The 16,104-nt window shown below is 28.2% G+C and carries 12 protein-coding genes; all 12 read right to left on the reverse strand.

The genetic code is table 11. The features are described 5' to 3' along the window. Positions 1-64: 64 nt before the first annotated feature. Positions 65-535, reverse strand: a complete 471-nt coding sequence (locus tag H5J23_RS08530; protein ID WP_023051852.1) for a hypothetical protein — start codon at positions 533-535, stop codon at positions 65-67. After that, positions 522-1,793, reverse strand: coding sequence for a serine--tRNA ligase (serS, locus tag H5J23_RS08535; RefSeq protein ID WP_023051851.1), 1,272 nt, complete (start codon positions 1,791-1,793; stop codon positions 522-524). The genes H5J23_RS08530 and serS overlap by 14 nt, the downstream gene beginning before the upstream one ends. Before the next feature lie 31 nt (positions 1,794-1,824). Further along, positions 1,825-2,412, reverse strand: coding sequence for a TIGR03936 family radical SAM-associated protein (locus tag H5J23_RS08540; protein ID WP_023051850.1), 588 nt, complete (start codon positions 2,410-2,412; stop codon positions 1,825-1,827). Positions 2,413-2,543: 131 nt separating this feature from the next. After that, positions 2,544-3,542 (reverse strand): UDP-3-O-(3-hydroxymyristoyl)glucosamine N-acyltransferase, encoded by a 999-nt coding sequence (gene lpxD / locus H5J23_RS08545; protein ID WP_185891757.1) that lies wholly within the window; start codon positions 3,540-3,542, stop codon positions 2,544-2,546. A 21-nt stretch (positions 3,543-3,563) separates the two neighbouring features. Next, positions 3,564-4,049: an OmpH family outer membrane protein gene (locus H5J23_RS08550; RefSeq protein WP_023051848.1), complete on the reverse strand. Its 486-nt coding sequence runs from the start codon at positions 4,047-4,049 to the stop codon at positions 3,564-3,566. A gap of 25 nt (positions 4,050-4,074) precedes the next feature. After that, a complete protein-coding gene (locus tag H5J23_RS08555; protein ID WP_185891759.1) occupies positions 4,075-6,159 on the reverse strand; it encodes an outer membrane protein assembly factor in 2,085 nt (694 codons plus the stop codon). A gap of 17 nt (positions 6,160-6,176) precedes the next feature. Further along, complete coding sequence (locus tag H5J23_RS08560) at positions 6,177-10,514, reverse strand: hypothetical protein (protein ID WP_185891761.1); 4,338 nt, start codon at positions 10,512-10,514, stop codon at positions 6,177-6,179. 26 nt (positions 10,515-10,540) lie between these two features. Continuing rightward, positions 10,541-11,245, reverse strand: a complete 705-nt coding sequence (gene rsmG / locus H5J23_RS08565) for a 16S rRNA (guanine(527)-N(7))-methyltransferase RsmG (RefSeq protein ID WP_023051845.1) — start codon at positions 11,243-11,245, stop codon at positions 10,541-10,543. Further along, the gene (gene mnmG / locus H5J23_RS08570) at positions 11,246-13,135 is read right to left on the reverse strand and encodes a tRNA uridine-5-carboxymethylaminomethyl(34) synthesis enzyme MnmG (RefSeq protein ID WP_023051844.1); all 1,890 of its coding nucleotides are present in this window, start codon (positions 13,133-13,135) and stop codon (positions 11,246-11,248) included. A gap of 15 nt (positions 13,136-13,150) precedes the next feature. Further along, on the reverse strand, positions 13,151-13,807 hold the full coding sequence (locus H5J23_RS08575) for a TrkA family potassium uptake protein (RefSeq protein WP_023051843.1): 657 nt from the start codon (positions 13,805-13,807) through the stop codon (positions 13,151-13,153). 16 nt (positions 13,808-13,823) lie between these two features. Then, complete coding sequence (locus tag H5J23_RS08580) at positions 13,824-15,170, reverse strand: TrkH family potassium uptake protein (protein WP_040406173.1); 1,347 nt, start codon at positions 15,168-15,170, stop codon at positions 13,824-13,826. A 126-nt stretch (positions 15,171-15,296) separates the two neighbouring features. Further along, entirely contained in the window at positions 15,297-16,097 is an 801-nt protein-coding gene (locus H5J23_RS08585) for an ankyrin repeat domain-containing protein (protein ID WP_023051840.1), read from the reverse strand. Positions 16,098-16,104 lie beyond the last annotated feature (7 nt).

A 16,104-nucleotide genomic window follows, 5' to 3' on the forward strand; every position in this document is an offset into this window, starting at 1 on the left:
TCCTAATATTTTATTCATCTATTAATATAACAAATTTTTACACTAAAATCAATTTTTGAAACTATTAGTTTTTTATCTTTATTTGACTTAAAATATATCTAAAAAACCACTTTATCTTTCTTTTGCTTTTAAATATCTTAAAAACCTCAGGTATTAACTCTATTACATCTTCTATTACCCTTTGGTATGAAGATAGACTTTTGGGCAATATATTTTGAGTATTTACTAACCAAGATAAAAGAATTAAATTTATAATCCTTAAAAAGCTTGAAGCAAAATTTAAGATTCCACCCTTTGTAACATATATACTGTAAATTTTAAATAGAACCTCTCCCTCTTGATGATAATATATCTGAGCCAAAAAAGTAGTTAAATATATAAATATAAGAAATTTTAATTTCTTTAAATGTTTTAAAAGTTCTTTATTGAATATAATATTCAATACAACTCCAATAAAAAGAAGAACTCCCAATACCGTCATATTTTTAACAAATAGATTCAAAACAAATAAAATTAAAAGACTACTTTTTAACAACAGTCATACCACCCATATATGGTACTAAAACTTCTGGTATTAAGAATGATCCATCCTCTTGTTGATAATTTTCCATAATTGCTACTAGAGTTCTACCTACTGCTAATCCTGATCCATTTAATGTATGACAGAATTCACTTTTCGAATTTCCTTCTGGTCTATATTTTAGTCCCATTCTTCTAGCTTGGAAATCTCCACAGTTAGAACAAGATGAAATCTCTCTAAATTTATTTTGACCAGGTAACCATACTTCTAAATCATAAGTTTTAGCTGCTCCAAATCCCATATCTCCAGAACATAATTGAATAACTCTATATGGTAATCCTAATCTTTGTAATATTGTTTCTGCATTAGCAACCATTTTCTCTAGCTCATCATATGATGTTTCAGGTGTTGCTAACTTTACCATTTCAACTTTATTAAATTGATGTAATCTTATTAACCCTTTCATATCTCTTCCATAAGAACCAGCCTCTCTTCTGAAACAAGGTGAATAAGCTGTATAATATTTAGGTAAATCACTTTCATTTAATATCTCTTGTCTATGTATATTTGTTAATGTTATTTCTGATGTTGAAATTAAGAACATATCATCAGTTGTCTTATACATATCCTCTTCAAATTTTGGTAATTGTCCTGTTCCTTCACAGATATCTCTTTTTACAATAAATGGTGTTAAATGCTCTGTGTATCCATGCTCTGTTGTATGAGTATCTAACATAAAGCTAATTAAAGCTCTCTCTAATCTTGCTGCTGCTCCTCTATATACTACAAATCTTGAACCTCCTAATTTTGCTCCTCTTTCAAAGTCTAAAATTTCAAGATTTTCTCCTATTTCCCAGTGCTCTTTTGGTTGGAAAGTAAACTCTCTAGGTGTTCCCCATCTTCTTATTTCAACATTATCCTCTTCGTCTTTTCCGATAGGAGTACTTGAGTGGTACATATTTGGAAATGTCATTTGGAAATATGTTACCTTCTCTTCTACTTCTGCAAGTTTTGCATCTAGTTCTTTTATTTCAGCAGAAACTTTTCCCATCTCAGCTATAATTTCAGAAGCATCCTCTCCTGCCTTTTTTCTTCTAGCTACTTCTGCAGACTCTGTATTTCTTTTATTTTTTAGCATTTCAACTTTGGATAAAATCTCTCTTCTCTCTGTATCTAATTTTACAAACTCTTGAAGATCAATATTGCTTCCTCTGTTTACAAGCATTTCTTGTAACATATCAATGTTTTCACGAATAAATCTTAAATCTAGCATAGCTTTTCTCCTTTATAATTAATTATATGTTTTAGATTTTATAACCTTTTTTTATTATATGTACGTCCTTTATATCTACTCCTGCTAAGATTAAAAAAGAGTTTGGTGAAGTATTAACCAATTCTAAGTTTATTGTGTCATCTACTCTTGAAAAATCTTTAACTCTTTCTCCTAAGTTTCTTTCTGATATCTTTCCTTTTTTCTCTTTTCGCTCAATTATTTCCTCTTGATTAAATAGAGTTTCTAAGGTATCTATATCACTTTTAGAACCTGTTATTTCAAATATAGCATTTGTATATACATCTACAATACTTCTTTTATCTTCGATTGTTTCTACTTTAGTTACTTTAAATCCTGGAACTGCTGCAGAGTTCATTCTTTCCATTACCTCTTCATTTGTCATCATTTCTGATAACTCTATATCCATTAATTCATTAAAAGCTTCTGTTCCTAAAGATACTGGATTTCCTAAGGATATCTTTGGTCTTGGATGAAATCCTTGAGTATATTTCATAGGTATATGAGCTTTCTTTAATAATCTATCTGCAAATCTAAGCATATCCAAATGGGATATAAATCTCATTTCACCATACTTATCAAAAGTTATTCTCTTTTTCATTAAACTACCTCATTTTTTTTATTTTAATATATTGTATCATGTTACACCTTTAAATTAAATACCTTTCTTCAAAAAAATAAAAAATCTAAAGTTGATTTAACCTCTTTAGATTTTTCTTTATTTTATTATTTTTAAAGTTTCTTTTCCAGCTCTTTTACTCTTTTTAATAGTTCTGGTAATTTCTTTTGAGCAGCTTTTACTTTTAAGTCATCTTTTAGATTCATTAATGGATGTCCAGCTAAAACCTGATTATCATCAACATTTCCTATAATACCGGATTTTGCTCCAACCATTACATTGCTACCAATCTTAATATGTCCTGCAACTCCAACTTGTCCACCTAAAGTTGTGTTATCTCCCACTTCAGTGCTTCCAGCTATTCCTACTTGAGATATGATTAAGCAGTTTTGACCAATTATATCATTATGAGCAATTTGAACTAGATTATCTATTTTTGTATATTTTTTAATTACTGTATTTCCAATCGTTCCTCTATCAATCGTTGTATTGGCACCTATTTCTACAAAATCTTCAAGAATTACAGATCCTATCTGATCTATTTTTGTATTATTTCCATTTACCTTTACAAAACCAAATCCGTCTGATCCAATTACTGCTCCTGGTTGAATAACACACTCTTTTCCAATTTTACAAAACTCTCTTATTGTTACATTTGGATAAATTATTGTATTATCCCCTATCTCGACCCCTTCGCATATTGTTACATTTGGATAAATCATTACATTTTTTCCAAGTTTCACATCATGCCCAATATAAGCATTTATTCCAACAATCGTTCCTTCACCTATTATAGCTGATTCTTCAACTAATTTTTCCATTTTTTTCAGCTTTCTTTTAAAAAATGCTAATAACTTAGGCATTAAAACTCTTGGATTATCCTTTACTAGTAAATATGTCTTTCCATTTTCTGGTAATACCATTCCAAATGGAACAATTACAACACTTGCTTTAGTTTCGTCTAATTTTTTTAAAAATTTTTCATCTGATGCAAAAGTTACTTCTCCTTCTTCAGCTTGAAAAAAGGGAGATAACCCTGTAATGTTTACCTTGGCATCTCCCTTTACCTCACATTCAAGAAGGGTTATTAACTCATCTATTTTATAAGTCATTTTATCCCTCTCTATTTTTTATTAGTTTACTTTTTTACTTTTTTCCATAACATTTAACACTTTTGGAGTTATATTTTCTCCTCCAAATTTAATTGCACCTTGCTCAAGAACATAGTCATACTTATCTGATCTTGCTACGTTTTGAATAGAAATATTTATTAATCTATCTATCTCTTGCATTTTTTTTGCTTCTTCATTTGAAAGTTTAGCTTGAGACTCTCTTACTAATTTTTGAAATGCTGCAACTTTTTCTTCAAAAGCCTTTTTTTCAGCTTCAGTTACATCTTTCCCTTTTCCTTGTAATTCAACTTGAAGTTTTTGTAATTCAATCTCTTTCTTTTGTAATGTAGTCTCTAAAGTTTGCTTTTCTTTAGTTAAATTATCTCTAATAACTTTTGTTTGTGAGTATTTTGCAAATAACTCTTGACTATTTACATATCCTACTTTTAATGCGAAAGCAGATGTAGATACTGCTGCTAACATTGCTATTATTGCTATTTTCTTCATTGTGAATCCTCCATATATATATTTATTAGAATGATTGTCCCATATTAAAGTAGAATTTCATTCCACTTTCTTCTGAATTTCCTACTGGCCATCCAAAGTCAAATCTTAATGGTCCTACTGGTGTATTAACTCTTAATCCAACTCCCACTGTTGTTCCTATATCATCTGGGAATCTAGCATCTCTTTTTTCATTTAAATATCCTGGGTCTTCCCCTTGATAATCCCATGCTCTTCCTATATCTGAGAATAGAACAAATCCTAATACATCATTTATTTGAGTTCTATTTTCTATTGTTGCAGTTATCTTTTGTGTTCCTTGGTAGAATCCTCCATCGTATCCTCTAAGAGTACTTCCTCCTCCTACCCAGAATCTTTGAGATTCCGGAGTAGTTGTAGTCATAACTCCTCCTACAGCTCTATATGCAAATGTATTATTTTTAAATAATCCTCTATGATACTTTCTTAATTCTAAAGTTGTATTAGCAAAAGTTCCAGAATCTATTGTATCAGCATATCCTACTTCAACTTGATATTTTCCATACCAACCAGATGTTGGATTCCAATAGCTATTTCTTGTATCATATGTTATCGACGGATAAACACTAAATAATCCATAACTTCTCTTATCTCCCCATTTATCAAGAAGATTTTCTCCATCATAGTTAGTATAGTTTGCTAACTCCGACTTATCAGCCTTTTCTGTTATATATTCAGCTTTAGTTCCTAAACCTAATCTTAAGTTTTTAGTTAATCCTTTTCCTATATTTAACTTAGCACCATATGTATCTGTCTCATTGAAAAGTACACTGTCACTATTTTCATATTCGTTTTTATATAAACTCCATCCCCAAGATATTCTATCTGTACCTTTTATCCAAGGATCTGAGAAATTGATTGAGAAACTTGTATAATTTTCATCTGATTTTTCAAAAGTTACTCCTAACTCTTGTCCTTTACCCTGCCAGTTCATATCTTTTACTGATAACATCCCTAGTAATCCTATCTCTGATCCATAAGATACCGCTCCTTGTAAAGTTGCAGTTCTCTCCTCTTCTAATAGAAGAACTAAGTCAACACCTTGATTTTCTCCTGGTGCTGGTTTTGTTTCGTATTTTACATTTTTAAAATATCCTGTTCTCATTAAATTTGATACAGTCTCATTATAATCATTTATATTAAATACTTCACCAGGTTGTATCTCTATTTCTCTTTCAACTACATAATCTCTAGTTTTTAATAATGTATCAGTAGCTTTTCTTCTTTGACCTTTTTGTTTAGTAACCATTTTTGTGAAATTAACTTTATCCACTGTACCTTCATTAATTACTATTGTTAAGTCATTACCACCAGTTAAATCAATATCTTCTATTTCAGCTAAAACATAACCATCTTCATTATATTTTTTTAATATTTTATCTCTAGCATCTCTCAAATTATTAAGATTTAAAACTTTTCCTGGTTCTATATTAATTAAACTTTTTAATTCTTCTGTAGTATATTTAGTATTTCCCTTAATTTGAACTCCATTTATAATTGGATTTTCAATAACAGAATACACAACAACTAATCCTTCTGGGTATTGGTATACATCAGGTATAACCTCTCTATACATCCCTGTTTCTAAAAGCTCTCTTTGTCCTTTAATTATTTTATTTTTTGAAAAATACCCTCCAACTTTAATTGGTATTTTCTTTGCAACTTCATTAACAGGAACATTTACACTACCAATTATTTCTAAACTAGAAACAACTAATGTTGTATCTACTCTCTCTCTTTCAGAAGCTGGTAAAATACCTTGCTTTTCTAAAAGTTCTTTAGTATCTTTTTTCTCTTTTACGTCTACTACTAGTTTTATTCCTCCATCATAAACTTGAGGATAAATAGCTAATTCGTCTATATAATCACTTTTCTTTATGTTGTTATAGTCTTTTAATAATCCCTCTGTTGAGAATACTTGACCTTTCTTTAAACTCATCTTTTGTATTAAAACATCTTGAGGTATTTCGTTTAAGTTTTTAAACTCTACCCCTTTTACTAAATATTCTCCCTCTGCTCCAAATGAAACTATAGAAGCTACTAGTGATATTATTCCGATTAGGTGCTTTTTCATCCCAAATTGCCCTCCAATTATTTTTTATTAGAAAAAATATCTTTTATACTATTATATTTTCTTTCAAACTTAAAATCAACATAATAATTTAATTTTCCTTTTTTCTTTTCATCAATCATATTTGCATCGTTTAATTTTGCTACTCCTACTCCATAAGACCATCCTGATTTATATCTTCTCTCTACTTTAAAATCTAACTGATTTACAGAGTTAGAAAACTCATTACTTTGACTTTCACTATCAGACCCACCTATATCATACTTCGTTCCATCTATTATTCCTAGCTTTAAAATCCAAAAATATTTATCTTTATATATAGGATTCTCCGCTTCTAAATATGCACCAAATCCAAATACATTTGGATCTTGTGTTTTTGGATCATCTGAATTGGCTAAAACCTCTTGATTAAAGACATCTGATACTATCCTAAATTTAGATATATGAAAAACATTTTGGATAGTTCTTGATATTGGTCTTAATAAAGTACTTGAAATTTGACTATCTATAATAGTTTTAAATAACAATGCCACTACGTTTTTATCATTACCCTCTCCACTTCCGTCGAAAAGATTTTTCAAACTACTGCTTTCACTTCCTTGATTGGTTACTATATTTAATCTTAAACTATTTAGCTCTCCTTGTAAAGATATTTCTACATTCCCATTAGCCGTTAATGAAGATACATCAAATATTAAATTCGGATTAAAATCTGAAATTAAGCCATTTTTTTTATCTGCTAAAAGTAATGCTCTAGTAACAGTAAAGTCTTCGCTTCCCAGAACAAAGCTACCTTTTTGTATTTCTAATTCACCAACTACACCAATCTTTTCATTTTTTCCAACAATATTAAATCTTCCTAATAAAACACCTTGAACATCTTGAGCAAAAGTTGATATATCTGGTATGTTTATATTTATACCATCTCTTATCATAACCCCTATATTAAACTCAGGAGTTTCATTTAATCCACTCTTTATTTCAAAATCTTTTCCCAATCTTTTACTCTCGCCAATTATAGCTCTAGTCTTATCTATTATAAAATTTAAAATCGTTAAAATCAAGCCCTTATCTTCTTTTAGTATTCCCGTTATTTCACCATTATTTATAATAACATTTCCAGATACTTTATTTTCAGAATATACTAAATTTGTTGAAAGATCTATTTTAAAATAATCTTTTAATTGATAAATCATATTTTTTAAAGTTATATTAAATGCATAGTCTAAATTTTTATAAAACTCATCGTCTGCCTTTATCTCATCTAATGATGGTAACTTTAAATAACCTTTTCCTTTTATTTCACCATCATTTAACTTTCCTTCTAAGGAATTTACTGTTAATCTTTCATTATCAATCTTTAAAATCATATTTAAATTATTTAAATTTAATAGAGCTTTTGGTAGAGTTGCATTAAAATCAATTAAATCTATATAGCCACTATTTTCTTTTAAATCACTTGATAACTGTACATCTATATTAGCTGTTCCACTAATATCTTTTAAATCATCCTTTGATAAAATTGCATTTAAAAAACTTAAATCTATATTTTTTGAAAAAATATTAAAATTGTATTCTTGATTTGAGATTATATACTCTCCTTTTCCTTTTATCATATTTTTTTCATAATACGCTAAAATTTCATTAATTTTTAAAATCTCTTTATCTCCTGCTAACTCCAAAGAAATATCGTCAAAATTAAATCCTTTAATTTCGTACTCTCCATCATATAATTTTAAATTATATTGTGGATTATCTAAATAACCTTTAACTTCACTTTCTATTCCTATACTTCCACTCATATCCTTTACATTTATTATACCTTGAAAATCCCTTAGATGCAGTGTTTGTTTTGGAATATTGTATTCTATTGTTTTCTCAATTAAATTAACACTACCCTTTGAGAATAAAACTCTTTTTCCTTCTAAGCTAAATATGTCTAAATTATCTATATATAGTATATTTTCCTTATCATTTTTTAAATATTTTAAAGTTGAAGTTAAATTTGGTAATATATCGCCATTTAAATATACTCTATCAATATTTACTCCTGCACTTGCTTCAATAACTCCATCAGATATTTGTCCTTCAACTCTAGATAATACACGATATTTTAGTGCTTTAAAATTATAATATTTTGATAAATTTTCTTCCAATATATTAAGTATAAACTTTCCATCTTTTTCTTTTAAATTATATTTTCCACTAGCTAAACTTTGATTTAATTTAAACTTCTCTGTTGATATAGTGTTATCTTTATATAAAATATCTCCACTCATTGATACCAAAGCTTTATTTGGCATTTCTAAGTATGCTTCTTTTACTTGTGCATCAGCTTGAAACTCTTCAAAAGTTCCTGATATACTTCCATATACATTTTCTAAAAGTAAAACTACACTACTTTTTTCAAATTCACTACTTTTTAATCCTGTTATATGATAATTCAAATCCAACTTTTTATCTAAGATATCAACTTCTCCTCGGACTTTAAATAATCCATTTCTTATATCAGATATTGTTAATTTCCCATTATCAAATGTAGAGTCAATTTTTATACCTTGCACTTTAATTTTTTTGTATTTTCCTTCTCTTAACTCTCCTTGAATATTAGCCTGAATTCCATTATCATTAATCACTGAAACATTCGCATAAGCATCTAAAAGAATATCTTTATTTTCTATTTTTAAATCATTAACTACTCCTCGTAAAATAAATTTATCTCTCTCTCCAGCTATCTCACCTATAAAATCTAATTTTGTATCTAAATTTAGATTGCTCAACAAACTTTTTTCACGAAGATTTTTTGTATGCATTTTAAATTTATATTTTAAATTTTCTCTATTTAACTCTCCAACGACTTGTAAAACCATCTGTCCATCTTTATTAATCATTGAAATCTCTTCAAAGTTAATTACTTTATCTTTTTCTTGAGCTTTTAAAAAGAAATCATAATTATTAAGTAAATTACTACCTGCTAAATCTAATAACTCTAATGTTTGAGTTTTTAAATTATAAGACATTACAAGCTTTTTATCTTGATATAAGTTTAATATCTCCTCTTTCTTTTTATATTCTCCATTTAAATTAATAAAATTTGAAATAACATCAAATTTTAAATCTTCTCCATTTAAATCTAAAGCTACTTCATATGTTAAATCTTTTTTATATTCCAATCCTGAAGCTAATATATTCAAACTATTTCCTGACAAAGTCAATATTCCATCTTTAAATAAGACTTTCCCATTTAAGTTACTAATCTCTACTCCAGAAGAGACAAAAGGATAACCATTATATAAAATTTCAGCTTTAAAACCTTGACTTTTCTCATAAGACAATTGAACATCAACATTTTTAAATTTTAAATTGTCTAAAGGTAAATTTAAATCTCCTAATAATTTATAACTTTTAGCAACAGAATAAGGTAAATCTTTAAATTTAAAATCAACCTTCACTCCTGATTTCTCTGAATAAAAAACATCAAAAGTTCCAGGATTATTTTCTAACAAGTATGTAAAATTAACATCAATTTTATCTTTTCTAAAATCAATCTTACCATTTACATTCTCTACTTTACTACTTAGACCATCATATGTTACTGTTCCATTTTTAAGTTCAGCATCTCCAGTTAATCCACTTGTTGCAATAGTCAAATTCATATCGAATAATCCTGTAGCTCCACTTATTTCTTTATCATCATAACCATACTGAATAAGCTCTGGCTTAACTACAATATTTTTTAAAACTATATTCATATCTAAAGGTTCATTTAAATTATTAAATCTATATTCATATTTTTCTTTTTGACATTCACCTTTAAACTCTAAATCTATACCTGTTATTTTATTAAATGAAACATATCCATTTACATTATTCAACTCTTGTTTTATTTCTCTTGAATATGTTGTATCTAGAAATAAAAGCTCACCATCTTTTACTGTTATTATATCTATTGGAACTGCTGTTCCTGCTTTAGCTGTAGATTCCCCTTTAGTTCCACTAGAAAAAGCATCTACAATATTTACACTCTCTTCCTTTCGCTCTATATGAACCCATGGTTTTTCAACGTTAATCTCTTTCAATCTAAAGTTTTTTAATGATTCTTTTGAATATGTTATAACTACCTTGGGAGCTTTTACTATTACATCATCTCCCTTTGATAATACCACATCAGTTATATCAATCTCTCCAAATTTTGGAAATTTAATTTCTTGAGAAGATATTGTTGGCCCTACTGCTATTTTCAATATAATTTCTACAACTTTTGGTAAATTATATTTAATTAACAATCCTCCACTCAAAAAAATAAAAATGGAAAGAGATATGATTATTAATTTTTTGTATTTTTCAAAAATTCTCATATCTCTTCCCTCCCTAATTAGTATATTTATAATGGTTTTTTTAAAGCCACTCCAGCTCTTCTTGGGTATTTTTTATCTGTTGATTTTTCTTTTAAAATTTCAACAACTAATCTTTCATCACCGTAATTTGGTAACTTATATCTATGTATTTTAACAATTTTTGCACCTAAAGTTTCTAGCGCATTTGTTGCTTCTCCTTCTTCCTCTGTACCAGCCATTTTTTGAGCTAAAAAATGACCTTCAACTTTTATAAAAGGAATCATATACTCTAAAATAACATTTAATTTATTAACTCCTCTACAAAGTCCTATATCAAAACTTTCTCTATTAGAATCATTTATATAATCTTCTGCTCTAGAATTAACTACAGTTACATTTTCTAAATTTAATAACTCTTTTACATTTTGTAAAAATGTTGTCTTTTTACCTACAGAATCCATTAATACAAACTCTATATTAGGATTAAAAATAGCTAAAACCATCCCTGGAAATCCAGCTCCAGTTCCTATATCTATAGCTTTCGTCCCATTTTTCTCATCCAATAAATTTTGTAAAAGAAGAGAATCTAAAAAATGCTTCTCTATCGCATCTTTAGTATCTCTGATGGCTGTTAAATTTGTATGCTTATTATAAGCTACCAAATATTCTAAATACTTTATTAAATTATCAATTTTTTTATCTGTATATTTTAATCCTATTTTTTTTATTCCTTCAACTAAATACTCTCTCATCTATTTATTTCCTTTCAACTTTAAATACATTAATAGAACTTGAATATCCGCTGGAGAAACTCCTGAAATTCTTGAAGCTTGTCCAATATTATATGGTCTTACTTGCTTCAATTTATCTTTTGCTTCTTTTGGCATATTTTCTAAAGAGTCATAATCCATATCTTCTGGAAGTTTTTTATTTTCTAATCCTTTATGCTTTTCTATCATTTTCAAAGATTTTTGAATATATCCTGAATATTTAACTTGTACCTCAACTTGGTACTCTGTATCTTCATCGTAAGACCCTAAATCAAACTTTTCTATTAATTCAGAAATATATTTTATATCTGAATATGTTACTTCTGGTCTTCTTAATAACTCTAATAAAGTTATTCCTGATTTTACTTCAGGTTCATTGGCTTTTATCAAAATTTCATTAACTCTTGGGTTACTACTTCCTACGTGTTGCTTTTCTAATTTTTCTATTATTTCAGCAACATCCTTTTCTTTCTTTTGAACTCTTGCATATTCTTCTTCAGAAACTAAACCAATATCATATCCTATTTTAGATAATCTTAAATCTGCATTATCTTCTCTTAGAACCAATCTATACTCACTTCTTGCGGTAAACATTCTATATGGCTCATTTGTTCCTTTTGAAACTAAATCATCAATTAATGTTCCTATATACGAATCTGCTCTATCTAAAATAATAGGTTCTTTTCCAAATACTTTTCTTGTAGCATTTATCCCTGCCATAAGTCCTTGAGATCCTGCTTCTTCATAACCTGATGTTCCATTTATTTGTCCAGCTAAAAATAGGTTTTCCACTTTTTTAGTTTCTAAACTATATTTTATCTCTTCTGGAATTATGTAGTCATACTCTATTGCGTAAGCATATCTCATTATTTTTGCATTCTCTAAACCTTCTATGCCTTTTAACATTTTATATTGAACATCTGTTGGTAATGACGAAGAAAATCCACTAATATAAACCTCGTTAGTATCATATCCCTCTTTTTCTAAGAAAAGATGATGTCTATCTTTATCCGGATATCTAAATACTTTATCCTCTATTGATGGACAATATCTAGGTCCTGTTCCTTGAATTGTTCCATTAAATAGAGGCGATCTGTCTTTATTTGAAATAATTGTGTCATGAACTCCTTGGTTTGTAAATACCATATGACAAGGAATCTGTTTTCTAGATAAAACTTCTTCTGCAGTTGTTCTACTTGAAAATTTTAATACTCCTTGATCTCCTGGTTGAACCTCTACCTTTGAATAATCTATTGTTCTAGCATCTATTCTTGGTGGAGTTCCTGTTTTAAATCTTCCTAATTTTAACCCCAATGTTTCTAATGATACTGGTAATTCTTCTGAAGATAACTCTCCCATTCTTCCGCCTTGAAATTGCTTTTCTCCAATATGAATTAAACCTCTCATGAATGTTCCAGTTGCTATTACTACAGCTTTTGCTCTGTACTCTACACCCTCTTTAGTTTTTACTCCAACAACTTTACTATCTTCAACGATAATCTCTGTTACCATTCCTTGTATAACATCTAAGTTTTCTGTATTTTCAAGAGTTTTTTTCATCTCTTTACTATAATTTACCTTGTCTGCTTGTGCTCTTAAAGATCTTACTGCTGGACCTTTCTTTGTATTTAATACTCTAATTTGGATAAATGTTTTATCTATATTTCTTCCCATTTCTCCACCTAAAGCGTCTATTTCTTTCACTAAATGAGACTTAGCTGGCCCTCCTAAAGATGGATTACAAGACATATATCCAATATTATCTAATAATATCGTAAAGATAGCTGTTTTAGCTCCCATTCTTGCTGCTGCTAATGCTGCTTCACATCCTGCATGTCCTGCACCTACAACTATAACATCAAAATTTTGCATTTTTACTCCTCTCTATTACTTTAAATTCTTTAATTCTGCTGCTGTTTTAGCATCTGTTATTACAAGAAGAATATCTCCTTGCTCTATTATTGTATCCGCTGATAAATTAGGAATAAAGTTTCTATTCCCCTTTTTTATTCCAACAATATTTACATTATATCTTTTTCTTATATCTAATTCTATAAGTGTTTTATTCCAAAAGATTTCTGGTGATTTTATTTCTGCCAATAAAAAGTCCTTTGAAAATCTAAAGTGTTCAATCATATTTGGATCCATTGCAGCCATTGCAGCTCTTTTACCCATATACTCTTCAGGATATACAACTTGATTTGCACCTATTTTTTCTAAAACTTTTCCATGTCTTCTAGATACTGCTTTTACAATTATCTTTTTTACACCTAACTCTTTTAAATTTAAAGTTACCATTATGCTCGGCTCTATTGCTCCAATACATACAAAAGCAACATCAAACCCTTCTAATCCTATATTTTTTAATTCTTTATCATCTGTTGCGTCTGCCACTACTGCATTTTCAACTACTCCACTATTTACTGCTTCTTGAATTATATCTTCAGATTCATCTATTGCTAAAACCTCTTCATTAGCCTTGTATAGTGTTTCTGCAACACTTGACCCAAATCTTCCCATACCTATAACTACATATTGTTTCATAATTTCCCTCCATTAATTAACCTACTAAAATATTCTCTTTTGGGTATCTTAAGTTTTGTTTTACTTTCTTTTCTCCTAAAGCCAAAGCAAATGTCATTGGACCTAATCTTCCTATAAACATTGTTATTATTAATAGTATCTTTGACATTGCACTTAAATCTGCAGTTATTCCCATCGATAATCCAACAGTGGCAAAAGCCGATATAACTTCAAATGTTACTTTTTCAAAACTCATATCTTCTATTGTCATAACTGCCATTATTATTATAGAAACATATATAATTGATATTATTAATATTGCTAAAGCTCTATTTAGTATATCCCAACTTATTCTTCGATTAAAAACATTTATGTTTTCTTTTCCTTGAACAACTCCAATAACATAAAATATAATTACTCCAATTGTTGTTGTCTTTATTCCTCCACCTGTTGACCCAGGAGAAGCTCCAATAAACATTAAAATACAAAACATAAATATAGTAGCTGGTTTCAAAGCTCCCATAGGAACGGTATTAAACCCTGCCGTTCTAGTTGTAACACTTTGGAAAAAAGAAGCCAAAACTTTATCAAACCAATTTAAACTTCCAATTGTTAAAGGGTTTTTATATTCTAATAAAAAGAATAAAATCATTCCAACAAATGTTAAAAACATTGAAACTAATATAGCTACTTTTGATGTCAAAGTAAATCTTTTTACATCCCTTCTAACTGCTACTAGTACTGAATTTATCACGGAAAATCCTATTCCACCTAATATTATTAAATACGCTACTGTCATATTCATTAATATGCTTCCTGGATAGTTTTCCAAGTTATTTGAAAATAATGCAAATCCTGCATTACAAAAAGCTGATATAGAGTGGAATATTCCATAATATAAAGCTTTTGAAAAATCAAAAATTTTTAAAAATTCCAATGTTAAAAAAAATGCTCCTATTCCTTCTATTAAAAAAACAATTATTACTATTTTTTTTATAAAATCTACAATTTCTCCACTATTTTCAGCATTTCTCTCCTCTTTTATTAACTCTCTATCTTTATATCCAATTTTTTTTCCAATTAAAAGAAAAAATAAAGATGAAAAAGTCATTACACCTAAACCACCTAATTGAATAAATACAAGCAGTATTATTTGTCCTTCAAAAGATAAAACTTTACTTATGTCAATAACTGATAACCCTGTCACACATATTGCCGATGTTATTGTAAAAAGTGCTGTTAAAAAACTTATCCTTTGACCATCCTGAAGAGAAAATGGCATGTATAGTAATATTGACCCTAAAATTATTGCTGTTAAAAATCCAAGTATTAATTTCCTCGAAAAAGATAATCTATCTATAGGGCTTAAAAGTTTTCTTATCATTTATTTCCTCCTATGAAAAAATGCTTTTGCAATTATACATTATTTTTATCATTTTTTCAAGTTCACTAAATAGTTAACAAGGATAGAACTAATAAATTCTATCCTTGTCTTAACTTTTATAATTTTCTATTTATATGAGGTATAATTAGGATTTACTCCCTTTTTTAATAAAATAGGAATCAAATCATTATAACCTAATCTTTTAACTTTTAGGTATACTTCTCCTAATATATTTTCCCCATATATGTTTTTTTCTTTAGGATTATATTCACCATCTAATAACTCTTTTATAATTTCTTTTGAATTAGCATAATATATCGGATAATTCCCTTTTTTATCTTTTAATAAATATTGACTATTATCTTTTTTTAGTAATGCTTTTAAAATATTTTCATTTTCTATATTAACAGCCCAGAATATTGGATACCATTGGCTAGAATCAAGAACTCTAAGTGATGCTCCATTTTCTATTAATGTTATCGCTAAATTTTGTGGCCTTGTCTTTATATAAAAATTCAAAAGAAGTTCACCATCACTAGTGAATACATTTACATCAGCTTTATCATTTAAAAACATTTGTAAAGCATCCATGCTATTTACATAAAAAATTGGTGGTCTTGCTGAAGTTATTAAATTAGTTCCTATATTCTTCTTTGCAGGTAAATCATTAGTTATATTTGCTCCATTTGATAACAAACTAGCTATAACTTGTAGAGAATCCTCTTTTAAAGCTAGGCTTAAAAGAGTATCTCCATTTTTTAACTGTTGATCTATGTTAAAACCATTCTTTATTGCTCTATTTAAAATATACACATTATCTACAACTACTGCTGCTATAATCTCTTCTTCCGTATACTTTTTTGTATTTAAACCACTACAACCTCCAAAGATTGATAACAGTAAAATTACAAACAATAATTTTTTCATAGATATA

The organism is Cetobacterium sp. 2G large (assembly GCF_014250655.1).
In the GTDB taxonomy this organism is placed as follows: Bacteria; Fusobacteriota; Fusobacteriia; order Fusobacteriales; family Fusobacteriaceae; genus Cetobacterium_A; species Cetobacterium_A somerae.